21 protein-coding genes and 1 pseudogene are annotated in these 21,679 nt (G+C 62.2%); 8 read left to right on the top strand and 14 right to left on the bottom strand.

Translation table 11 applies throughout. From position 1 onward, the window contains the following. The first annotated feature begins 16 nt into the window (after positions 1-16). Positions 17-553 (top strand): hypothetical protein, encoded by a 537-nt coding sequence (locus BM348_RS10660; RefSeq protein WP_092904736.1) that lies wholly within the window; start codon positions 17-19, stop codon positions 551-553. Positions 554-1,257: 704 nt separating this feature from the next. Here the strand turns inward: BM348_RS10660 and BM348_RS10655 are convergent. The 8 genes and pseudogenes from BM348_RS10655 to coaBC all read right to left on the bottom strand — a co-directional run. Further along, a pseudogene (locus BM348_RS10655) lies at positions 1,258-1,612 on the bottom strand (transposase); the annotation flags it as partial. 306 nt (positions 1,613-1,918) lie between these two features. Further along, positions 1,919-2,461 carry a hypothetical protein gene (locus tag BM348_RS10650; RefSeq protein ID WP_175507160.1) on the bottom strand — a complete coding sequence of 181 codons (543 nt, stop codon included), beginning with the start codon at positions 2,459-2,461 and terminating at the stop codon, positions 1,919-1,921. After that, positions 2,458-3,024 (bottom strand): hypothetical protein, encoded by a 567-nt coding sequence (locus tag BM348_RS10645; RefSeq protein WP_092904734.1) that lies wholly within the window; start codon positions 3,022-3,024, stop codon positions 2,458-2,460. The genes BM348_RS10650 and BM348_RS10645 overlap by 4 nt, the downstream gene beginning before the upstream one ends. A 45-nt stretch (positions 3,025-3,069) precedes the next feature. Continuing rightward, a complete protein-coding gene (locus BM348_RS10640) occupies positions 3,070-4,146 on the bottom strand; it encodes an ABC transporter permease (protein WP_092904732.1) in 1,077 nt (358 codons plus the stop codon). Beyond that, positions 4,139-5,092, bottom strand: a complete 954-nt coding sequence (locus BM348_RS10635; RefSeq protein WP_092904730.1) for an ABC transporter permease — start codon at positions 5,090-5,092, stop codon at positions 4,139-4,141. The genes BM348_RS10640 and BM348_RS10635 overlap by 8 nt, the downstream gene beginning before the upstream one ends. Next, on the bottom strand, positions 5,089-6,852 hold the full coding sequence (locus BM348_RS10630; protein WP_092905539.1) for an ABC transporter substrate-binding protein: 1,764 nt from the start codon (positions 6,850-6,852) through the stop codon (positions 5,089-5,091). Before BM348_RS10630 ends, BM348_RS10635 begins: the two co-directional genes overlap by 4 nt. Positions 6,853-7,139: 287 nt before the next feature. After that, entirely contained in the window at positions 7,140-7,706 is a 567-nt protein-coding gene (gene hpt / locus BM348_RS10625) for a hypoxanthine/guanine phosphoribosyltransferase (protein WP_092904728.1), read from the bottom strand. A gap of 102 nt (positions 7,707-7,808) precedes the next feature. After that, complete coding sequence (coaBC, locus tag BM348_RS10620; protein ID WP_092904726.1) at positions 7,809-9,041, bottom strand: bifunctional phosphopantothenoylcysteine decarboxylase/phosphopantothenate--cysteine ligase CoaBC; 1,233 nt, start codon at positions 9,039-9,041, stop codon at positions 7,809-7,811. Positions 9,042-9,212: 171 nt separating this feature from the next. Between coaBC and BM348_RS10615 the strand changes: the two genes are divergently transcribed. Then, positions 9,213-10,271 (top strand): SDR family oxidoreductase, encoded by a 1,059-nt coding sequence (locus tag BM348_RS10615; protein WP_092904724.1) that lies wholly within the window; start codon positions 9,213-9,215, stop codon positions 10,269-10,271. A gap of 158 nt (positions 10,272-10,429) precedes the next feature. Here BM348_RS10615 and BM348_RS10610 read toward each other — a convergent pair whose 3' ends face one another. After that, on the bottom strand, positions 10,430-11,167 hold the full coding sequence (locus tag BM348_RS10610) for an NAD(P)/FAD-dependent oxidoreductase (RefSeq protein ID WP_092904722.1): 738 nt from the start codon (positions 11,165-11,167) through the stop codon (positions 10,430-10,432). A gap of 159 nt (positions 11,168-11,326) precedes the next feature. Here BM348_RS10610 and BM348_RS10605 point away from each other — a divergent pair, with 159 nt between their 5' ends. The 4 genes from BM348_RS10605 to BM348_RS10590 all read left to right on the top strand — a co-directional run bounded on the left by BM348_RS10605 (position 11,327) and on the right by BM348_RS10590 (position 15,091). After that, on the top strand, positions 11,327-11,857 hold the full coding sequence (locus tag BM348_RS10605; protein WP_092904720.1) for an SRPBCC family protein: 531 nt from the start codon (positions 11,327-11,329) through the stop codon (positions 11,855-11,857). 183 nt (positions 11,858-12,040) lie between these two features. Further along, the gene (gene trkA / locus BM348_RS10600) at positions 12,041-13,378 is read left to right on the top strand and encodes a Trk system potassium transporter TrkA (protein WP_092904719.1); all 1,338 of its coding nucleotides are present in this window, start codon (positions 12,041-12,043) and stop codon (positions 13,376-13,378) included. A gap of 166 nt (positions 13,379-13,544) precedes the next feature. Then, entirely contained in the window at positions 13,545-14,711 is a 1,167-nt protein-coding gene (locus BM348_RS10595; RefSeq protein ID WP_092904717.1) for a thiolase C-terminal domain-containing protein, read from the top strand. Continuing rightward, a complete protein-coding gene (locus BM348_RS10590) occupies positions 14,708-15,091 on the top strand; it encodes a Zn-ribbon domain-containing OB-fold protein (RefSeq protein WP_092904715.1) in 384 nt (127 codons plus the stop codon). Before BM348_RS10595 ends, BM348_RS10590 begins: the two co-directional genes overlap by 4 nt. 43 nt (positions 15,092-15,134) lie before the next feature. Here the strand turns inward: BM348_RS10590 and mtnP are convergent, their stop codons facing one another. Continuing rightward, positions 15,135-15,992, bottom strand: a complete 858-nt coding sequence (gene mtnP / locus BM348_RS10585) for an S-methyl-5'-thioadenosine phosphorylase (RefSeq protein WP_092904713.1) — start codon at positions 15,990-15,992, stop codon at positions 15,135-15,137. Positions 15,993-16,166: 174 nt separating this feature from the next. Here mtnP and BM348_RS10580 point away from each other — a divergent pair, with 174 nt between their 5' ends. Continuing rightward, positions 16,167-17,615 carry an MATE family efflux transporter gene (locus tag BM348_RS10580; protein WP_092905536.1) on the top strand — a complete coding sequence of 483 codons (1,449 nt, stop codon included), beginning with the start codon at positions 16,167-16,169 and terminating at the stop codon, positions 17,613-17,615. Positions 17,616-17,644: 29 nt separating this feature from the next. Here BM348_RS10580 and BM348_RS10575 read toward each other — a convergent pair whose 3' ends face one another. From BM348_RS10575 to BM348_RS10565, 4 genes are all read right to left on the bottom strand, one after another. Beyond that, a complete protein-coding gene (locus BM348_RS10575; RefSeq protein WP_092904711.1) occupies positions 17,645-18,058 on the bottom strand; it encodes a hypothetical protein in 414 nt (137 codons plus the stop codon). A gap of 140 nt (positions 18,059-18,198) precedes the next feature. Continuing rightward, complete coding sequence (locus BM348_RS10570) at positions 18,199-18,531, bottom strand: hypothetical protein (protein ID WP_092904709.1); 333 nt, start codon at positions 18,529-18,531, stop codon at positions 18,199-18,201. Next, positions 18,531-18,839: a hypothetical protein gene (locus BM348_RS20630; RefSeq protein ID WP_139231180.1), complete on the bottom strand. Its 309-nt coding sequence runs from the start codon at positions 18,837-18,839 to the stop codon at positions 18,531-18,533. The genes BM348_RS10570 and BM348_RS20630 overlap by 1 nt, the downstream gene beginning before the upstream one ends. Positions 18,840-19,304: 465 nt before the next feature. After that, a complete protein-coding gene (locus tag BM348_RS10565) occupies positions 19,305-20,006 on the bottom strand; it encodes a phosphoribosyltransferase (RefSeq protein ID WP_092904707.1) in 702 nt (233 codons plus the stop codon). Between the two features lie 188 nt (positions 20,007-20,194). Here BM348_RS10565 and BM348_RS10560 point away from each other — a divergent pair, with 188 nt between their 5' ends. Further along, on the top strand, positions 20,195-21,544 hold the full coding sequence (locus tag BM348_RS10560) for a hypothetical protein (RefSeq protein WP_092904705.1): 1,350 nt from the start codon (positions 20,195-20,197) through the stop codon (positions 21,542-21,544). The last annotated feature ends 135 nt before the right edge of the window (positions 21,545-21,679 follow it).

The following is a 21,679-nucleotide window of genomic DNA, read 5'->3' as shown; positions in this document are numbered from 1 at the left end:
CTCCCTCTCACTGGTAATGCGTCGGATTTACGAGTCGAACGCGATCTCCCGGGACGACGATCAGTTCACGCCGTCCGAACGCTCGTCCGCGTCGGATCCGCAGGCCGCACGAACGATCAACGGATCGGCCTGGAGCAAGCGCCTCGTTCCCCATCGGCTCCGCCGCCGTGCCGTTTCGGTGGACGTTTCGACGCCGGTGACGACAGTTGCTCCCGAGACGCCGATTCCGTTCACGGTGACGATGAAAAACGCGTTGCCGATCCCGATCACGATCAGAACGCGCTCTCCGATCCGCTGGACGTGGTCTATCGACGACGCGCCGGAGGCCTCGAGAACGACGCGGCGGGAGCCGCCGGACAGGCCGGGTGAACTCCACTTCGACCGCGGCGAGCGGCGGCAGTTTCGCAGACGGTGGCCCCAGCGGTTCAAAGTCTCCGATCGGGAGTGGGCGCCCGCCGAGCCGGGCGAGTACACGATCGGCGCGGTCATCAACGTCGACGATCCGGACCGATGGGGCTTATCCGACGAGACGACGGTTCGGATCGAATCGTGAGAGTACCGTCCTCGACCGATGGCACCGTGTGTCGTTTTCCACTCGCTTGAGGTTCAACTCGCTTAGCAGTAGATAGTGTTCGATCAATTCATTCAGATTGGTACTTAAAAATACTTGAGTGATTCGGTAATTACGATGACTAGCAGTGACGTAAGTCACATACAGCAGAATCGGACTGTGAGCTAAGCAATTCTACGTGTGTAGCGATTTATCACTATCCATTAGAACCAATAAAGTATATTAGATTCCAAACATGACCATCTACTATAAGCATGGGATCAGACAGAAAACAATTCATTATAATCCTTTTATCATTCGCCCTTGTAGGTGGTGTGAGTATAGTACGTCTTATAGAAAGGAATTTGAGTTTAAATATGTGGGCCTTTATTGGAATGTTATTAATAGCCACTTTCCTTCTTACAGGGCCATTTGTATGGTTCGTACGTGATCAGATTTCTTCCGAACATCAATATTATCTTCGAGTTATTTCATTGGTCGTTGTATTCTTTGTCGCGGTCGTACTTAGCGTTGAATTATCTCTTAGGTCTCAGTCTGAGCTTCTCTATACGGTAATCCTTGGGACCGTTTTTGGGTATGCACTCAAGTTAATTGTAGAGCGGGTTGTTATATGATATCTGCAAATTATTATTGGTGTGAGAATGAATAAGGGAGATCGACCCTGTCCAGTTCTGCACCTCCTCGATCAGCGTCTTTCTGTCGAGCGTTCTGGCGAAACGCTCGACATGCTTATGTAGCGACCGATACGAGACAACAAGTTCAGGTTCTAACTAGCGGATACTCACGTTGAACTGGAGCAACGAATAGAACGCGAACATCAGTTGCTCGAGGCCGATCCTTGCGTTCGCGAAGATCGTGCCGGTCTTATCGTTGAACGTGCGTCCACAATTTTCACAGCGATACTGCTTACTCTCGATAGCTACCATACTTGATCACTGATTCAGACCGGCAGCGCGGGCCCTGAAAGCCCTCGTGCAAACGAACCTGCTGGAGCAGGTTCGCGGCGCTCGTCTCTGAGCAAAAGACTTCAACTGGGAACATAATCAGGTGATGCTATTGATCGATTGTCTCTTAGCCGTCAAAGGGCAACGAGACATCAGAATCATCTTGTTCACGTGGTCGGAAAGTACATCGACATCAACTCTTTTTCGGAACGAAAACGACGCTGTGGCGATAAACAAACCTATCGTGCTAAACTCACGCACTATATTCTGCAGGCGGTTTTTGGTATATTTCGTGTAGGTCGATAGCCTCTTCGGTAACTGCTTCCCCTGTACTTACCGTGTGTTTCATGCCAACTCTAAAGAAAGAAATCGTGCTCCCAACTACTGGTACTCTCCGACTGACCTAGTTCTCGACCGGTCCCTGGTCCGTATCAGTCTCGATATCTCTGTCTTCGCTAGAACTACCGTCTTCGCTGGCGACCCTGTCATCACTCGTGTAACTGCCGTCACTCGAGTCGGGGCTTTCACCTATATTCTCGTCAGGCGGTACTGTCCGCCGATCATCCTCCGCAGGCGGGCGCTCGTCGTCCGCGCTCCGAGTCGCTCCGATGCCTTTCAACGCGAGATCGACTGACGCATCGTCGTCGACGCCGGACGGGCGGGTCTCGAGCCGCCGGTGGACGCGATCCGGCAGCACGGTCTCGGTCAGCCGCGGCGTCCCCGGAACGAGATACCCGCGGAGGTAGATCGCCGCCCCCGAGACGGCCGCCAGCGCGGTTCCGAGGACCGCCGCGCCGACGCGGTCGGTCCTCGAGAGCGCGACCGTCGTGGCCGCGGCGACGAGGACGGCCGCGATCGCGACGTTCAGGAGCGTACAGGGAGTGCACCGATTCTCTCCGGTGTAGTCGGGCTGGCGGAGCCGATCGATCGAATCTCGGACCGTCATCTCCCCGGGATGGAATCGGCGGAGAACTCGAGGAATCGGCGATCGCACTCGCCGCAGCCGACCGTCACGACCTCGGTGTCGCCACAGCAGGACTCGACCGTCTCGTCGCCGATCGCCACCGGTCCCCCACAGAACGGGCAGTCGTCTCGAAAGGATCGCAGCGACTGCAACAGCCGGTGGCGCTGTCTGGGCGGGACCTCGTCCCACCGGTCGGTCTCCGAGCGCAGTTCCCTGTCCACCGCGACGTCTAGCTCGAGGGCGGCTTCCGACGGCCAGTTGCGAACCGTCGTTCGCGTCTTGTAGGCCGTGTACGGCCGATCCGCCACCGTCACGTTTTCTTCTGTCACGCCGAACATGTCCGCGATGTCGCCCGTCTCGACGCCCGTCGAGCGGACTTTCTCGAGCTGTCGGTCGACTCTCGAGACGAACGCAGGAGTGAACTGGAGGTTCTCGCCGTCCTCGGTCGGCTCGACGACCGCGAGTTCGCGGAGGAAGGCCTCGGGGTCGACGGCGTTTGCTCTGCGATAGGCGATTCGGTCCGCCGCCGATTCGTCGCGTGCCATACGTTGACGACCGAGGCGAGCACAAAAAATCATTCGCCGACCGGCTCACCGCCGCTCGAACCGCGCTCTCGAGTCGGTCTCGCGGGCGTCGAGGGCGTCGGTGATCGCGTCGCCGATCAGGTTTATCGACAGGACGAACGCGAAGATCGCGCCGCCCGGGAAGACCGTCACCCACCAGTGAATCCCGCCGCCGGGGCCCTGCACGATCGCGTCGCGAGCGCCCTCGAGCATCGTCCCCCACTCGGCGGTCGCAGGCGGGAGGCCGAGCCCGAGAAAGCCGAGCGACGCCACGCCGATGACGACCGTCCCGATGTTGAGCGTCGCGAGGACGACGACCGGCGGGACGGCGTTGGGAACGATGTGTCTGAACAGGACCGACCGGTCGCTGGCGCCCAGGGCCTTGGCCGCGACGACGTACTCCGTCTCCTTTACCTCGAGCACTTCCCCGCGGATGACTCGAGCGTAGCTCGCCCAGCCGAAAAGCGAGAACGCGAGGACCAGTTGCCAGTAGCCGTTGCCGAATAGCGCGACGACGACCAGCGCCAGCACGAGGCCGGGAAACGCGAGGATCATGTCGACGACGCGCATCAGGGCTTCGTCGACCCAGTCGCCGTAATACCCCGCGACGGAGCCGTACGCGATCCCGATGGCGCTCGTGATCGTCACGACGACGAGCCCGATCGAGATGCTGTACCGCCCGCCAACGAGGACCCGCGAGAACACGTCGCGTCCGTTGCCGTCGAGACCCATCGGATGGGCCGCCGACGGCGGGTCGTACGCCGAGACGTCCTGCGTGAGCCACAGCATATCCGAGGGGGGATACGGTGCCAGCGAGACGGGCTGGACGGGCACGCCCCAGAGTTCGATCGGGCGGGCGAGGATCGATGCGAGCGACATCGAGCAGACGATCAGGAGCCCCACGAGGGCCTCGCGGTTTCGAGCGAACCGCGAAAGGCCGCGCCGCCAGCGCGAGGCGTGTTCGGACCGGGCGTTCGAGTGCCGCTCGAGTGAGGTGTCTCGAGCGCTCCCCGTCCCATCGGCCGAATCGCCTCGAGTCTCGTCTCGCTCTGACTCGAAGCCGCGGATTCGAATCCGACCGCGGTCGGCGCGCCCCTCAGTCATATCTGATCCTCGGATCGAGCACGGCATAGATGATGTCCGCGAGGAGGTTACAGACGACGACGGCGACGGCGGTGAGCAGCGTGATCGCGACGACGAGGTTGATCTCGTGGCCGTGGATCGCCGCGACGAGTTCGCGGCCGAGCCCTGGCCAAGAGAAGACGACCTCGACGACGACGGCCCCGGCGACGATGCCCGCGGTCAGCGTCGCGACGACGGTGACGACCGCGCTCAGCGCGTTCCGGAGCGCGTGCTTGCAGACGACCTGACGTTCGGGGAGGCCCTTTGCACGCGCGGCGGTTACGTACTCCTCGTTCAGTTCCTCGGCCATCGACGTGCGGAGGACGCGCATGATCGACGCGCACGTCGCCGTTCCGATTGTCACGCCGGGTAACACCAGGTGCCACAGCGTTTCCGGGTGGGTGAGTGGTTCCCGCGGCGGCCGAACGTCCCACCACCCCGCCCAGAGGACGAACACGAGGACGAACAGGAGACCGAGCCAGAAGTTCGGGATCGACACTCCCGACAGCGCGAACACGCGGCTGACCGTATCGCCCACCGTCCCCTTTCGAACCGCGGCGTAGATCCCCGTAGGGATCGCGATTCCGACCGCGAACAGCCAGCCGAAGACGCCCAGCGCGACGGTCTCGGGCAATCGTCTCCCGACGACCGCGGAAACCGGGCGATCCGTCCCGTACACCACGCCGAAGTCGCCGGTCGCGACGTTCCCGAGCCAGGTGAGGTACCGCCGCCAGACAGGGCCGTCGAGGCCGTACTGGGCACGGAGCTGGGCCTCCTCGGCTGCGGTCACGCTCGGGTTCTGCGCGACCATTCGACTCACCGGATCGCCGGGCGTCAGCGAGACGAGCGCGAACGTGAGCATCGAGACGCCGAGCAGGACTGGGACGATCAGCAGTATCCGCCGCAGGACGAACCGTCGGAGCGTCATTGGACGTTCGAATCGTACCCCCGGTCGTCGATCACCGTTTCGATCAACTCGATCGCGGCCTCCGTATCGAAGGCGTTTTTCTCCCGGAGATCCGCCTCGAGGGCCTCGTAGTCCGCCGTCCCGGTTTCGCGCGCTATTTTCGGCAGCATCGTCCACGCGGGCTCGCCCCAGCCGTCCAGGAGCTCCTCGACGATCCGCTTTCGCGGAACGAGGTGATTGACGGCCCGGCGAAGTCGCGCGTCGTCCCACGGCTCGACGGTGACGGGGTACTGGAAAAACTGATAGCCCCCGCCCTGGATCGAGTCGACGACGTAGCCGTCGTCGTCCTCGTAGGCTTCGAGCGTCGAGGAGACGAGCCCGAACGTGAGGTCGATTTCGTCGTTCTGGAGCGCGACGGAGCGAGTCGAATCGCCCGAGATGATTTCGACGTCGACCGCGTCGACGACGGGGCCCGCCGGAAACGACTCGGGGCCGTCGTACCACTCGAGGGCGTCGATACCCTTCCGCTCGAGCCAGTAGTCGTCGGTTTTGCGGGCCCGGAAATACCGTTCGTCCTCGAAGGTCTCGAACTCGTATGGGCCGGTCCCGATCGGCGGCGTGTCCTGAAGCGGATCGATCCCGTTGGGGGGCAACTCCGCCTGCTCGAGGGTGTGAATCCGAAAGGTCGGGAGCTCCCGCTCGGCTTCGGCGTCCGGCACCTGCGCGTAGATGTCGACGACGTACTCGTCGACCGCCTCGACGTGGAGGACCGAGTCGAACGTCTGTGCGGCGACGTCGGAGTTCTCGTAGCGCTTTGCGGTCGCGACGACGTGATCGGCGGTCAGTTCCTCGCCGTTGTGGAACGTGACGCCCTCGTGTAACTCGTAGCGATACTGCATCCCGTAGACGCCCGCTTCGACTGCTTCGGCCGCGTCCGCGGGCGTGAGCACGCTAACCTCATCGTCCGCGATCCGGTCGTCGTCAGGGTGGACGACGATGGCCTGAACGTCGCCATCGCCGTCGAACTCGAGGACGCCCTCGTCGTCGGTCGGGACGGGGCGCATGTACGGTTCGTACGCGCGCCGGTCGATGTCCTGAACGTCGACTAACTCGTATCCCTTGGCGAGCCAGGGGAAGACGTTTCCCTCGGCGTCGAGGGTGGTCAGGCCCTCGAACAGCAGCGACTGTGCAGACGTGGAGTAAATATCCGTGCTGTAGGGCGGGTCGAAGGACTCGATGTTCGCGTCCATTCCGTATCGGAGCGTGCCGCCCGTTCGGTGGGCCGACCACTCGTCTCCGGTTGCGCCGGCGGCGTCTCGATCGATCCAGGTGAGGACGCGATCTGACGGCGAGTAAAGCGCGTAGTCGAGCGTCCCCTCTACGAACGGGTACGGCGAAAAACCACGGACGTCGGTGTTCCTGACGTACTCTTCGGTGATGTAGGTGATAACGGAACTGCCGCGGAACTCGGCCAGTTCGTGCCAGATCTCGTCGTACCGGCGCGCGCGAAGCGCCGGATTGTCGACGACCTCGGTGCCGAAGCGGGCCTGGTCGATCATCGCGTCGAGTTCGTCGTACCCCAGCCCGTTCAGGTTGCAACACTGCCCCTGATTTTCGGTTCCGTGAAGCGGATCGCAGTAACTCTCCGGGTTGAACGTCCCCGAGATGCTGAGAAACGGAACGTTACCCTTGGCCGCGTATTTCGGCTGGAAGATGCGCTCGAGGAAATCGTCGAGTTCGTACTCTTCGATCTCGACGTCGAAGTAGCCCGTCTGCTCCATCACCTGGGCGATCGCGGCGGTCCAGGCGATGCGATCGGTGTTGTCCGCGTCGACTTCGAGCCGGACCGAGAGCGGAAACGAAATCGCGTCGCTATCGTCGTCGAGACAGCCCGCCGCACTCGAGAGAAGCACCGAACCAGTGGCACCGAGCAGCTGCCGACGGGTCGGACGGTCCCCTGACCGATCGTTTTCTGAGTTCACGAACCAACCGCGTGACTCGCGTACACATCAAGGTGTTATCTCAGGCCGAATTAAAGATTGCGTCGGTCGCCGCTCGAGCGGTGCGATCAGTCGCCGTCTTCGTCGACGATCACGACCTCCCCGTCGACGACGTCGACGTTGACGAGGGTTTTGACGTGGTGATCGACGTCTTCGACCTTGTTCTCGCCGCCGACCTTCTTGATGACCGCGACCGTGTCGACGACCTCCGCGCCGATCTCGTCGAGCGCCTCGAGGACCGCGGCCAGCGTGCCGCCGGTCGAGAGCACGTCGTCGAGGACGAGGACGCGTTCGCCCTCGCGAACGTCGTTGATGTACATCTCGTTTTCCGAGTAGCCGGTCTGCTGGGAGATCGCGACTTCGTCTTCGAGTCCGTACTCTCGCTTTCGAATCACCGTAAGCGGGATATCAGTCATCAGCGAGACGGCGGTGGAGATGTGAATCCCCATGGCCGCCGGCGTGACGATGCGGTCGACCTCCTCGAGTTTCGCCTTTCGGATGATCCGGATGACGATCTCACGTAACAGGCCCGGATCGAGTTTCGGCACCCCGTCGCTGATCGGATGGACGAAGTAGTGGTAGCCGTCTTTCTCGATGATCGGGGCCTCGAGTAACGACCGCTGTAACTTATCCATGTCGTGGATGGGTCGGTTGGGGAGTAAAAGTTGACGATCCACGGATCGTCGGGCGGATTCGTTGCCGATCCGATAGTTCGAGACCGTCGAAACCGGTCGCCGTTAGCTCGAAGGGTCGTCCCCGAGCACGACGGCGAGCGAGTCGGCGATCTCCGCGCCGAGGTCGGCTTTCGTCCCCTCGTAGCGGGCCGCGTTCTCCTCGTGGACGAGCAGCGCCCGCGTTCGGTCGGAGCCCATCACGCTCGCGTCGTTGGCGACGACGAACGCCAGGCCCGCCCGCGCTAACGTCTCTCGAGCCGCTTCGATCATCGCCCCGTCGTCGCCGCTCGTTTCGGTCTTGAAGCCGACGATCGGCAGCGTCGGCTGGCTCTTTCTCACTTCGTCGATAACCTTCGCCGTCGGCTCGAGGTCGAGGGTTCGTTCCGCCCCCGAACGAAGCTTCTCCTCGCTTGGCTCGAGCGTGTAGTCGCCGATCGCCGCCGTCGAGACGAGCGCGTCGGCCGCCGAACACGCCTCGAGCGTCGCCTCGAGCAACTCCGCGGCGGTTTCGACCTGCTCGACGTTCGCATACGGAAGCGCCACCCCGTCCTCGCCCGCCGAGAGACCGGCGACCGGCGACGACCCCTCGAGCGAGTGTGGTCCGACGTGGCCGTGGACGAGCGTCACGTCCGCACCATGGACGTAACAGGCCCGCGCGACGGCCCGCCCCATCCGTCCCGACGATCGGTTCGTCAGCACGCGGACGGGATCGATCGGCTCGCTCGTCGCGCCGCTGGTGACGACGACGCGTTCGCCCTCGAGCGGCCGCTCGCCCGTGGCTCGAGCGGTCTCGCAGACGATGGCCGCCTCACTGGCGATCTTCGCTTTCCCCTCTTCGATCCGCGGATCGACGAACGAGACGCCCCAGTCTTCGACGGTGTCGATCGCCTCAAGAACCCCCGGGTGGTCGTACATCGGTTCGTGCATCGCGGGGGCGATCACGACCGGCGTGTCCGCGCCCAGGGCGGTGGTTGCGCAGGTCGTCACCGGCGTGTCGTCGACCGCCCCGGCGATCTTTCCGACCGTGTTCGCGGTCGCCGGCGCGATCAGCAGGACGTCGGCCCAGCCGTCGTAGCCGCAGAGGTCGACGTGCTCGACGCCGCCCGTGATCTCGGTGACGACGTCGCGATCGGTGGCGAACTCGAGCGCCCACGGGTGGACGATGCCGCGAGCGCTGTCGGTCATCACGGCGCGAACGCTCGCGCCCCGGCGTCGCAACTCGTGGGCGAGTTCGACCGTTTTGACGGCGGCGATCGATCCGGACACTCCGAGCGCGACGTTGACTCCCTCGAGCATTCGTTTGCCTTTCTCGGGGGAGGTATGTTAAGCGTAGCGAGGCTCCGCAGATGGTACCCCTCGATTGCTCGTCACAGCCGCCGATTCACTCGGCATGCGAATACAGGCGTCGATGGCAAGCGCGTTGGAGCCTGCGTCCGAGTGATGAATTCTATTCAACCGAGTCCAACGATGAACAGCGCCAAAACGCCCCTCGAGGAGCAAGTGATCGTGATCACCGGCGCGTCGTCGGGGATCGGACTGACGACCGCGCGGATGGCAGCGGATCGAGGGGCGCGCGTGGTACTCGCCGCGCGCAGTGAGGACGCGCTCGAGGCGTTGTGCGAGGAAATTATCGAGGACGGCGGCGACGCCGAGTACGTCGTCGCCGACGTGAGTGACCGCGACGACGTACGCGAGATCGCACGCGTCGCCGAGGACGTCTACGGCGGCTTTCACACCTGGATCAACGGTGCTGCGGTCCCTATCTACGGTAGACTCGAGGACATCCCCGTCGAGGAGATGCACGAACAGTTCGAGACCAACCTCTGGGGAGTCGTCTATGGCTCGCTCGAGGCCGTCGATCGACTGAAAGACCGCGACGGAACGATCATCAACATCGGCAGCGTCGTCTCCGACCGCTCCCTGTTGTTTCAGGGTAGTTACTCGGCGTCCAAACACGCCGTCAAAGCCTTCACCGACGCGTTACGGATGGAACTCGAGGACGCGGGCACACCCATCTCGGTGACGCTCGTTAAACCGGGTTCGATCGACACGCCGTACCCCGAGCACGCGAAAAACTACATGGACGACGCGGCGACGCTTCCGCCGCCCGTCTACGCACCGGAAGTCCCTGCACGAGCGATCCTCCACGCCGCGGAACACCCACAGCGCGACGTGACCGTGGGCGCGGGCGGGAAACAACTGTCCGTTCTCGGCCAGTACGCCCCGAAGCTGATGGACGCGCTCATGAAGGCGGTGTTCGCCGATCAGCAGCGAGCGGATCAGCGACCGCTACCGCGAGAGCACAACACGCTCGAGGAGTCGTCGGGCTCTCTCGCGGACTCCGCGGACGGTCTCGAACAACGGGGGAGATACGACGGCTATGTCGCCGACTCGAGCCTCTATACCAGAATTCGACAGCGAGAGAAAAATCGAACCTCGATACTGGGCGCGGCTCTCCTCGCCGGGATCGCGGCGTACGCGGGATACAAAAAGCTGCGAAAGGGGAGCCACCGGAGTTCCGACTGAACGTCGACAGAGCAGACAGGTCGCCGGTCCCGAACGCGATCACCGAAACGGCTCCGACAGCGCGAGTGGGGGCAAACAGAACACGACGATCGTCGAGCGTACCGGTGAGGGATTCAGACAGTCATCCCGCGAAATTGGTCCGTAGACAGGATTCCGTATTACTCCCGGTCGACGCTGGGATGCATCGTCGGTTTCTCCGCGAGCGGTTCCGCGAAGGCCTCGAGGATCGTCTCTCGGGCCGCTGCGTCACGTTCTCGTCGTTCCTCGTCGTCGATTTCCTCACAGCCCGGTGGCACGTCCCGACCGCGGCCGGTGAAATAGCCCTCGGGGACGACCCAGTCGTGATAGAAGTTGACGTCCGAATCGTGGATCGCCGAAAGCGCGACCTTCGCGCCGTGGCCGGCGGCGACGATCGTTTGGTGTGGCTCGCCGGCGACCCGTCCCGCCGCGTAGACGCCCTCGACGGCGGTTCGGCCGTCATCGTCGACGCTCACGTAGTGTTTGCTCCCGCGCTGGATACGGCCGACATCGAGGGGAACCAGGTACTCGCTGTCCGACCACGAGGCCGCGATCACCCGCTCGGCCTCGATCGGGTCCCCGCCGTCGGTTTCGAGGACGAACCCCGATTCTGGATCCGTCTCCTCGATCCGCTCGACGCTCGAGACGCGCCCGAGTTCGACGGTGACGCCCGCGCTCTGTGCCTGTTCGTGGACGAGACGCAGGTACCGCCGGGCGTCGACCCCGTCGGGAAAGCCCGGGTAGTTCTCGAGGCTGGCGTTGCGCGCGAGGATCGATTCTCCGCCGTCGACTACGATGGTGTCCAGTCCCGCTCGAGCGGTGAAGATCGACGCGGCGAGTCCGGCGACGCCGCCGCCGACGATACAGATGTCTCGCATGCGCCGGTGTTCTCGGCCGGCATATAGAAATGTAGTGAAACGGGCTGATCGACGGAATGGATCGCTCGAACTGACGGGCGCGGATAGCCAACTAACGGCGCAAACGACCGGTCGCGACCATTCGAAAATCCTTACGTTCGGCGGTGCCATAGCCGGATCGTGGACAGGATCCTCCTCAGCACCGTCGCCCACCGGCCGCCGGCGGACGTGTTCCCGTTCGTCGTCTCCTTTACCGACTATCACCGATACACGGAGCACCTCGAGTCCGTTCGCAAGCGCCGCGAGGGCGACGAGAACGGCGTTGGCTCGGTCTACGACCTTCGGCTCACCTGGTGGAAACTCGGGTACACCGCCCGCTCGGAGGTCGTCGCCGTCGACGATCCCCACACGCTCGAGTGGGAGCTTCGCAAGGACCTCGACGCCCGCGGCACGTGGCGGGTCGAGGCCGAGCCCGAGGCGGCCCCGGACGGGGTCGAAACGGCCAGCCGGATCTACTTCGAGGCGGTCTACGACCCTCACTCGGCTGACGGAAACGCGATCTCGCTGCCGCCGTTCGTCTCGCTCGATTGGGTCGTCGGGAAGGTACAGCCGCGACTTCTCGAGGAAGCACGCGGCGTCGTCAGGCGGCTGGTCGCCGATATCGAAGGGGAGCAACGAGACGTCGAACTGACGGTTCACGAGATGCCCTGACCGACCGGATTCGACCGATCGGTACCGTTCAGTACCGCTCGGAACCGACGAACCGGGACCTCGCGGCTCTCGTCAAGTCGACGAAATCCAACTCTTGTCGAGCCGACAAAATGCGACCTCGACGATGGAAACGGACTTACACCTCCGTCGAATAGCCGTTCGTATGTTGCAGGTGGCGCTCGCGTGCGCGTAATCATCGTCGGAGCGGGCGAAGTCGGTTCGAACATCGCGGCGGGGCTCGCTGACGACCACGAGGTCGTCGTCGTCGACACCGACGAAGAGCGCATCGAATCGCTCACGTACTCGCTCGACGTACTCGCCATCGAGGGCGACGGAACGACGCGGGGAACTCTCGTGGAGGCGGACGTCGAGGCAGCGGATATGGTCATCGCGAGCACCGACATCGACGAGACGAACATCGTCGTCTGCGGCGCGGCCAAAACCCTCGACGACCCGTTCACGATCGCTCGCGTGAAGGACACGACGCTGTTAGAGACCTGGGAGCACGCCGAGGGCGCGTTCGGCGTCGACTTCATGGTCTGTACGAACCTCCACACCGCAGAGACGATCGTGAAGATCGCCGGCCTCCCGAACGCACACGACGTCGATACCTTCGGGGACGGACTCGTCCAGATGGCGGAGTTCGAAATCGAGCCGGACAGCCCGATCGCCGGCGACACGGTCGCGAAGGCCGATCGATACGAATCGCTGACGTTCGCGGCGCTCTTTCGAAACGGCGACGTCGTTATCCCGACCGGCGAGACGGTCATCGAAGCCGGCGACGCCGTCGTCGTCATCGGCTCCACCGAGAGCGTGCGTCGCTTCGCCGGGTCGTTGACCCCAACGCCGACGCTCGAGGACGCGAGCGAGATCGTCATCGTCGGCGGCAGCGAGATCGGCTATCAAACCGCCCGACTGTTCGAGGAAGAGGGACTCTCTCCGCGGCTGATCGAGCAAGACCACGACCGCGCCCGCGAACTCGCAGAGTGTCTGCCGGACACGCTGGTGTTAGAGAGCGACGCGACAGACATCGACTTTCTCGTCCGCGAGCACATCGACGAGTCGGACATCGTCGTCGCGGCGCTCGACAGCGACGAGAAGAACCTGCTCGTCTCGTTGCTCGCAAAGCGCATCGGCGTCGAGCGAACCATCGGCATCGTCGAGTACGGCGAGTACGTCGACCTCTTCGAGACCGTCGGCATCGACGTCGCGGTCAACCCGCGGCTGGTCACCTCCGAGGAGATCACCCGGTTCACCCACGCACACCGCACCGAAAACATCGCGATGCTCGAGTCCGACCGGGCAGAGGTCCTCGAGATCGAAGTCGGTCAGGACAGTCTCCTCCACGACAACCGAATCCGCGACGTGATCGCGGATCTCCCGAACGGCGTGGTGATCGGGGCGATCGCTCGAGACGGCGAACTGATCACCCCGCGCGGCGAGACGACCGTGGAGGCGGGCGACCACGTCGTCGTCTTCGTCGAGACGGACGTACTCGGCGAGGTCTCCGACGCGCTCTGAGCCCGCGACTCGCGGGCCACAGGATTCTTTCTGGGGTAGGCGGGGTCGGCTCGTCTCCTTCTGGATCGGCTCTATTCGTCGATTAGTTCCGATCTCGAGACATACCGTGAACCCGAACGGTGGAGTAACCGCGGGATATTAACCCGTCGGTGCGGTAGAGTGTGTCATGAGCGAGGTACGAGTTGCGGGTGTCGGCCTGACGCCGTTCGGAAACGTGCCCGAGCGGACGAGTCGGGATCTCTTCGGGCAGGCGAGCATCGAAGCGTTCGACAAAAGTGGGGTGGCCCGGTCCGACGTCGACGGTGTGCTCTATGGAAATTTCATGGGTGAACTGTCCGAGCATCAGGGCCATCAGGGGCCGCTGATGGCCGAGGCCGCGGGGGTACAGGCACCGGCGACCCGGTACGAATCCGCCTGCGCCTCGAGCGGCGTCGCGGTCGCCGACGCGGTAAAGCGCATTCGAAACGGCGAGGACGACGTGCTCCTCGTCGGCGGTGCAGAGCGGATGACGAACCTCGGAACCGCAGGCGCGACCGAAGCGCTCGCCATCGCCGCCGACGACCTCTGGGAGGTCCGCGCCGGGACGACCTTCCCCGGCGCCTACGCCCTGATGGCCCAGGCGTACTTCGAAACCTACGGCGGCGAGCACGCGGACCTCGCACACATCGCCGTGAAGAACCACGACAACGCCCTCGAGAACGAGAAGGCCCAGTACCAGCGCGCGATCGAGGTCGAGGACGTACTCGAGGCCCCGCAGGTCTCCTCGCCGCTGGGGTTGTACGACTCCTGTCCGATCTCCGACGGCGCGGCGGCGCTCGTGCTCACCAGCGAATCATACGCCGAGGAACACGACATAGACGCTCCGGTCGCGATCACGGGCACCGGACAGGGCGGCGATCGGATGGCCCTGCACGATCGGGACTACCTCGCGCGCTCGCCCGCCGCTCGCGAGGCGGGCGAAGAGGCGTACTCAGACGCCGGAATCGACGCGAACGACATCGACTTCGCCGAGGTCCACGACTGCTTTACGATCGCGGAGGTGCTCGCCATCGAAGCCCTCGACATAGAGTCGATCGGCGAGGGGATCACCGCCGCTCGAGACGGACGCACGACCGCGGACGGCGAGACGCCGATCAACCTCTCGGGCGGTCTGAAGGCGAAGGGCCACCCCGTCGGCGCGACCGGGGCGTCCCAGATCGCCGAAGTCACGTCGCTGCTCGCGGACGAACACGCAAACAGCGACGCCGTCCCCGACGCGACGACCGCGCTCGCGCACAACGCGGGCGGAACCGTGGCGTCTGCGACGGTTCACGTACTGGAGGTGGTCGAATGAGCGAGATTAGAGACGCCGGATTCGACGACTGGCTCGACGCCGCCGAGGAGGGCGAAGCGTACTTCCTCGAGTGTGCCACCGGACACGGATCGCTTCCGCCGCGGCAAGTGTGTCCGGAGTGTGGGTCGACTGAACTCGCGCGCCAGCAGTTGCCCCAAACGGGGACGATTGAGACGTTCACCGTCACCCACGTCCCGACGCCGTCGTTCGAGGACGACGCTCCCTACGCGACCGCGATCGCGGATTTCGGCCCGGTTCGACTAACCGGGCAGGTCGCCGGGATCGATCTCGAGTCGATCGAAAACGGCCTCAAGGTCGAGATTTCGGTCGCCGTCTCCGAGACGACCGGTGAGCGAGTGCTGACGTTCGAACCGAGATAGAACGGGCGGCCGGCCGTTGGAGACCGACGCAGATCAACCGGACTTATTCCTCGAGGTACTCACCGGCTAACAGCTCGACGCGTTCGCGAGTCTCTGCTGGAATCGCTTCCGGCGGCGTGTTGATCGTGCCCTCGAGCGCCGACCAGGCGTGACTCTCGAAGTCGTCGGGCATCGTTCGGATCGCGCGCTCGATGACCGCGTTGATTGACTCCTGATTGGCCTCGGCGTTCTCGAGGACTTCCTCGAGGGTGACCTCGCTGTCTTCCTTCCAGACGTCGTAGTCGGTGACGCCGGCGACGGTGGCGTAGCTCAGTTCAGCTTCTCGAGCGAGTTTGGCTTCGGGGATCGCCGTCATCCCGACGACGTCCCAGCCCTGCTCGCGGTAGAACTCGCTCTCGGCTTTCGTCGAAAACTGCGGGCCCTCGATACAGACGTACGTGCCGTTCTCGGCGACCTGGGCATCCGTCGCCTCCCGCGCGGACTCGGCGAGGTGGGCGACCATTTCGGGGCAATAGGGCTTGGCGAAACCCATGTGGACGACCATGCCGTCCCCGAAGAACGTCGGCGAACGGTGTTTGGTGCGATCGAAAATCTGGTCGGGGACGACCAGCGTCTGGGGCGGCAGGTCCTCGCGGAGGCTGCCGACGGCGTTGGTGGCGATGACTCGATCGACGCCGGCCGCCTTGAGCGCGTAGATGTTCGCCCGGTAGGACACGTCGGTCGGCGTGTGCTGGTGGTCGCTCCCGTGTCGCGGCAGGAAGGCGACCTCACGCCCGCCGAGTTCGCCCAGCGTGACGTCGTCGGTCGGTTCGCCGTAGGGGGTCGAGATCGATTCGGTTCGCGTGTTCTCGAGAGGCAATGCCTCGTAGATTCCGCTGCCGCCGATGACGCCGATTGTCATGGCACAGCCTGCGGCGGGAGTCAACTAAACGATACGGGTTCATTGGGCTGCGATTGCACAGGCCCGCCTCGAGGCGAGAATCTCCGCGCTCAGAGGAAAACAGCACAGTTGTGATGCGGGTTGTTGCCAATGGCTACGAGCACTCATATAGGTGGCATGCGATTTCAGGTCGTAATGCTCTCCGACCGCTCCTCGAGCGAGAGCGATCTCACCGACGGGTCGCTCGTTCGTCCGATGTTCCACCTAGCGTGGCCGCTCGTGGTTATCCAGCTGTTGCAGGTCGCCTACAACGTCGGCGACACGTTCTGGCTGGGTGCACTCTCTCCGGACGCGGTCGGCGCGCTGAGTCTCGCCTTCCCGCTGATCTTCTTTCTGATCTCGATCGGCGGCGGGTTCACCGCCGCGGGCGCGATCCTCATCGCCCAGCACTCCGGCGCGGAAAGCGACGAGGGCGGCTTGATCGCGGGACAGACGATCTCGTTTATCACGCTAATCGCGATCGCCATCGCCGTGATCGGCTTTCTCGCGACCGACTCGATGCTGGCGCTGTTGCTGGCCGACCCCGAAACCGAGGCCGCGATCATCCCGCTGGCCAGCGAGTACATGCGCGTGTTCTTCCTCGGCATGCCCTTCCTGTTCGGCTTTTTCATCTTCGTCTCGCTCATGCGCGGGTACGGCAACACCCGCGCGCCGATGGTCGTGATGTTCGTCAGCGTCGTCTTCAACCTCGCGGTCGACCCCGTGTTTATCTTCGGCGTCGGCCCCGTCCCGCGACTCGAGATGGCGGGCGCGGCGGTGGCGACCGTCCTCTCGAGGGCCATCGCCACTGTAATCGGGTTCTACGTCCTGTTATACACCGACGTCGGACCCGAGATCGAAGCGAGTCACTTGCTTCCGCGAGCCGAATATATCTCCGAAATCACGCGACTCGGCGTTCCGACGGCCCTCGAGCAGTCGATGAGTTCGCTGGCGATGATCGCGATGACGGCGATGGTCTCGATGTTTCCGCCGGCGGTCGTGACGGCCTACGGCCTGGGTAACCGCCTGATCTCGCTCGCGTTTCTCCCGGCGCTGGGGATGAGCCAGGCGACGGACACCATCGTCGGCCAGAATTTGGGTGCGGGCAAGCCCGAACGCGCGGCGCGAGCGACGTGGCTCGCCGCGGGCGTCATCGCCGCGGTCATGGCCGTCGGCGGCGCGATCGCGTTCCTCGTCCCGGAACCGATCGTGTCCGTGTTCCTCACCGCGGACGTCGAGGGGCGGGCGGCGACCGTCGACTACGGGACGACCTACCTGCAGGTCGCCGCGCTGATGTTCGTCTTCATGGGCGTCATGCAGGTGTTCCTGGGCGCGTTCCGCGGTGCGGGTAACACGAAGACGGCGCTGGCGTTTTCGGTGATCGCGCTGTGGTTCGGCCGCGTGCTCGTCACCGTCTTCCTGCTGTTCGTCGCCGACTGGGGGACGACCGGCATCTGGGTCGGCGTCCTCGTCGGCGACGTGGTCGGCGCGATAGCGGCGGGTGTGTGGTTCACTCGAGGCACGTGGAAGCGGTCGCTGATCGACAGTAGCGACGACGGAGCAGAACAGACGGACTCGAGCGATGTGGAACCGATCGTCGAATAGCAAGGCGAACATGATCGGGTTCACACTAGCTAAATTTCTGTTGTAGATCCCGAAATACGGATCGAATATAATTTATAGAGCATACCGATGACGCCAACGCTTCCGAAGAGCAAAAATCCGAGAATTCCAATGGAAGAAAACCCCTGAGAGAGGAGTAACGCGCAGGCTGCAATCCAGACTGCCGACAAAAACAGCATAGTCCAATCAGACAAACCAAAGACATCCGTTGACGATTGATCCATCCAGTTAGCGAGTCTCGTTCCGAAATAGAACGTCAATAATAACATGCCAAGGACGACATCTACAATCCAGTTTCCGGTGGGGTCGCCCTGTAGAGCGCTCTCTATCCCTGGCTGCATTACTATCCCAGCCGTCGCTATGAGGAGAATTCCCCAAATGACGTTCTTTCGTCGATATAGAGAGTGTCTGATTTCATCTTCCATAGATACGATCTGATATTATGAAAACAATTGCAGGTATAATATGTAATAGTTACCCTCCATTTCCAAAACAGAAATATATGAATATAAAATATATTTATTTATATAAACTTTTATTTAGTACTGCCAAAAAGGAGCGAGAATTATTGTGAAGAGACGATCGGCGTTGTCGTTACGGGAGCTATTGGATTGACGTTCATTTCGATGACTACACCGCAACCGTCGTTTTCGATCCCAATCCAACCCATGTACGCGATAATTATCGCACCCACGATCGCAGCGACAGGACCTGCGAGAACTCCTGCGGAAATGACTCCCTTCTCGACGAGAAGGCCATAAACCGCTGCACCAGAACCGCCGATTTCGATCAGTCCTCTCACATCTTTTATAACACCATCAGAGATCCATAATTTCACCTCTTTATTAACTCCGGATACCTCGTTATCGATGTCATAGTCGTTCTTATTACATGGCATTATTCATCACCTCCAGCAATCTTAGACGGACTCGCTTGTATGTCAACGACTTTTGATTCTGTCTGATCGTTAGATGCTGTACTTATCCCTTCAGACGCGTTCCCCTCGAGACTGACATGACCGTTTTCGATTGCTTGATTGAATTCTTCAACAGTAGCAATCAATGCATTATACTTGTTTTTATCGAGGGCATCGTTGTCGAGATCAGTCTCAAACTGACCGTTTTCTACCCAGAGTTGCCTGTCTTGTGAAGCGGATGTATTGGCGGCAGCTACACCACTTCCACCGACCAGGGCACCGATGGACACTCCAGTTATTTTTAATATTCTTCTTTTGCTAAGTTTCTTTCTATCAGATATTACTAACTATACATTAATATTATACAATAAAAGTCCTTCTCCAAAGAGGTAAATAGATGGTCGGGATCAGTAGAATACAACACGTTTGTTTACGGACTCTCCCTTCCTGGTCGACTTCCTGTTTCGCTCGGTAGTAACGAGAGAGGGACCCTAGTTCGTGGTGCAAATACGGTAAAGATTAGAGTGTTCGATTTCATTGCACTTTACCGCTTCTTGGAGATGTTGACCAAGCAGAACAGGCCGACTTAGTGGCCGAATCAAGGATAGATTTTTCCACCCGTCATCGGCCTTTGCTGATACGAATCGTGGTTCTAACTGATTTCTCGTTTCGGCACTGACAAAACGCGCTGGATACGGTTTATATCCCAACGCTTGGGAATCCTCGCGATTTAGCGCGAGGAGGATGTCAACCGTTTAGTTGTCAGGACGTACCTGCCACTCGCCCGACGCGGTCATCTCGAGGAGGTCCCGACGCTCCATCTCGGTCAGGACCTCGGTCAGGCGGTTGGGCTGGGCGATCTCCATCTCGATGCGTTCGACGTCGTGAACGTGGTTGAGGTAGTGTCGAATGTCCGCTTTGTCGTAGGACTCCTGCTCGCCTTTCTCCATCGCGCTCGTGATCAGATCGATCATGTCCTCGATGAAGTTCCACGGGTAGACGACCCAGGTCCACTCCTCGAGTCGCTCGCCGACGTAGTCGGGGTCGAACTCGCTGGTGCCGAGCAACTGGAGGGTCGCGGTCCGGACGGTATCCGCGTCGCGGTCGGTGACGTACTCCTGGGCTCGCTTGATCGAGCCGCCGGTGTCGGCGATGTCGTCGATGATGAGAACGTCCTTGCCTTCGACGCTGCCTTCGGGCATCGGATATCGGACCGTCGGCTCGCCGCTTTTCTCGGCGGTGCCGACGTAGTGTTCCATCTTCAGGCTCGTCAGGTCGTCCAGTCCCAAAAAGTCACAGACACATCGGCCGGCGAACCAGCCGCCCCGGGCGAGCGCGACGATGACGTCGGGTTCGAACTCGTCGTTTCGAACGTCCTCGCTGACGTCTCGACACAGACTGTAGATGTAGTCCCAGTTCGTCACTGTACACTTGAAGTCGTCCGGCAAGTCGGACATTCTCTTGACTCCTCCTGGCCGGTGAGACGAAGCGCGCCCCCTTAAGTGAGGTGAAATGGCTGGCGTGCCGATCGAACCGGCAGATTCCCACTCGAGCTCCCGTCGTTGATTGAACCCATTTAAAGTCACCAAACAACTATATTCTCTCGGAACTAGCCATTGGTTATTGCAGAGCGTGACTCCATACCATGACAACGACCCAGGACTACGAGTACCTCCTCGAGTGCGAGAACGTGATCGGCGTCGAGTACGACGAGCAGGCGGACAGCGTAACAGTTTTCGTGTCACAGAAGGTTCCGCCCGAGGACCTCGACCCGAAAGACGACGTAAAAACCCGCGTGCGCGATTCCGACGGGGTCGACATCGACATCGAAATCGTCGACTGCGGATACGGTGAGACCAGGACCGGCTTCGACGCGCTGTCGGTTCTCGAGCCAAAGCCCGAGGCCGCCGAGAACAGACAGGACAGACATCGACCGGTACATGCCGGCGTCAGCGAGATCAACGCCGAATCGTCGGCGGCCACGGCCGGTCCGTATCCGGCGCGTCTCGAGGACCCGTCGGCGGCGATCTGGAGCGACCGCGCCGAACCCGGCGACCTCGTCCGGCTGTCGAACAATCACGTCTACGCACGCTCGAACGCCGCGCAACTGGGCGAACCGATCCTCCAGCCCTCGCCCCAGGACGGCGGCCAGTCCGGTGAAGACGAGGTCGGCGAACTGCTCGGCTACGTCGAAATCGGCGACGGCGCTCTCGTCGACGTGGCCGCGCGGTCCGTTCGCCCCGAGGACGAATCGAGGACCGCGTTCGGGCTCGAGGAGTCGTGGCCCACCGATATCCGGCGCGAGAACTACGACGAACTCCGGGGCGAGACGGTGATCAAGAGCGGCCGGACGACGGGCGTGACGAGCGCCGACCTCGAGGCGACGAGCGCGAGCGTTCGGGTGAACTTCGGCCCCGAGCACGGCCCGGTCCTGTTCCGAGATCAGCTCGTCGCGGGGTACATGTCCGAAGGTGGCGACAGCGGATCGCCGGTCTTCGCCGACGATAGCGGCGAACTCGTCGGGTTGCTCTTCGGCGGCTCCGCGGAGCGGACGATCCTGAACAAGATCGCAAACGTCGAGGCCGAACTCGGCGTCGAGGTGCTTACCGAGGAGCCGGCATCGGGCGGCGAGAGCGGCCGCGGCGACGACGAAGCCGACCTCGTGGACGAAGAGATCCCGATTTACACGACCACGTTCGATCGAACCCTCGAGTTCGAGTTCGTCGACGGCGGCCTCGAGCCCACCGCGATCACGTTCGACGAAAAACCGCGCGCCGGCGAGCCCGTCGAAGTCACGGTCACCGTCCTCGCGGCCGAGAGTGGCGAGTACTGGCTCGAGGTGAACGACGAACGGCAGACGTTCTCGCTCGAGGACCGAGAAGAAGTCACGAACGAGGCCATTCGAGGGGAGGTAACGACGACCGTGGCGGTTCCCTCCGAGAAGGACATGAGCCTCGACGTTCGATTGCAAGGCGGACTCATCCGTCGTTCGTGAAGCGTCAGGGCCGCAATTCAGGGTTGTCCGAAAGTGAGGTGGCCTCGGAGGCGCTCGCGTTCTGATTGGTTTCTCGAGAGTGAACGCTATCGGAGTGATATATCCACCAAGCAGTCTCAGGACAGCGAGAATGGG

Source organism: Halostagnicola kamekurae (genome assembly GCF_900116205.1).
GTDB lineage: Archaea > Halobacteriota > Halobacteria > Halobacteriales > Natrialbaceae > Halostagnicola > Halostagnicola kamekurae.
This window is presented reverse-complemented; position numbering and strand designations above follow the sequence as displayed.

Excerpts from the sequence above, each read along its gene's own strand:
- BM348_RS10575 (WP_092904711.1), bottom strand. The coding sequence starts at position 18,058 with ATGGAAGATGAAATCAGACACTCTCTATATCGACGAAAGAACGTCATT.
- BM348_RS10650 (WP_175507160.1), bottom strand. The coding sequence starts at position 2,461 with ATGACGGTCCGAGATTCGATCGATCGGCTCCGCCAGCCCGACTACACC.
- BM348_RS10610 (WP_092904722.1), bottom strand. The coding sequence starts at position 11,167 with ATGCGAGACATCTGTATCGTCGGCGGCGGCGTCGCCGGACTCGCCGCG.
- BM348_RS10595 (WP_092904717.1), top strand. The coding sequence starts at position 13,545 with ATGAGCGAGGTACGAGTTGCGGGTGTCGGCCTGACGCCGTTCGGAAAC.
- BM348_RS10590 (WP_092904715.1), top strand. The coding sequence starts at position 14,708 with ATGAGCGAGATTAGAGACGCCGGATTCGACGACTGGCTCGACGCCGCC.
- BM348_RS10560 (WP_092904705.1), top strand. The coding sequence starts at position 20,195 with ATGACAACGACCCAGGACTACGAGTACCTCCTCGAGTGCGAGAACGTG.
- coaBC (WP_092904726.1), bottom strand. The coding sequence starts at position 9,041 with ATGCTCGAGGGAGTCAACGTCGCGCTCGGAGTGTCCGGATCGATCGCC.
- BM348_RS10635 (WP_092904730.1), bottom strand. The coding sequence starts at position 5,092 with ATGACGCTCCGACGGTTCGTCCTGCGGCGGATACTGCTGATCGTCCCA.
- hpt (WP_092904728.1), bottom strand. The coding sequence starts at position 7,706 with ATGGATAAGTTACAGCGGTCGTTACTCGAGGCCCCGATCATCGAGAAA.
- BM348_RS10615 (WP_092904724.1), top strand. The coding sequence starts at position 9,213 with ATGAACAGCGCCAAAACGCCCCTCGAGGAGCAAGTGATCGTGATCACC.
- BM348_RS10565 (WP_092904707.1), bottom strand. The coding sequence starts at position 20,006 with ATGTCCGACTTGCCGGACGACTTCAAGTGTACAGTGACGAACTGGGAC.
- BM348_RS10570 (WP_092904709.1), bottom strand. The coding sequence starts at position 18,531 with ATGCCATGTAATAAGAACGACTATGACATCGATAACGAGGTATCCGGA.
- BM348_RS10660 (WP_092904736.1), top strand. The coding sequence starts at position 17 with ATGCGTCGGATTTACGAGTCGAACGCGATCTCCCGGGACGACGATCAG.
- BM348_RS10580 (WP_092905536.1), top strand. The coding sequence starts at position 16,167 with ATGCTCTCCGACCGCTCCTCGAGCGAGAGCGATCTCACCGACGGGTCG.
- BM348_RS10630 (WP_092905539.1), bottom strand. The coding sequence starts at position 6,852 with ATGGAGCAGACGGGCTACTTCGACGTCGAGATCGAAGAGTACGAACTC.
- BM348_RS10645 (WP_092904734.1), bottom strand. The coding sequence starts at position 3,024 with ATGGCACGCGACGAATCGGCGGCGGACCGAATCGCCTATCGCAGAGCA.
- mtnP (WP_092904713.1), bottom strand. The coding sequence starts at position 15,992 with ATGACAATCGGCGTCATCGGCGGCAGCGGAATCTACGAGGCATTGCCT.
- BM348_RS10640 (WP_092904732.1), bottom strand. The coding sequence starts at position 4,146 with ATGACTGAGGGGCGCGCCGACCGCGGTCGGATTCGAATCCGCGGCTTC.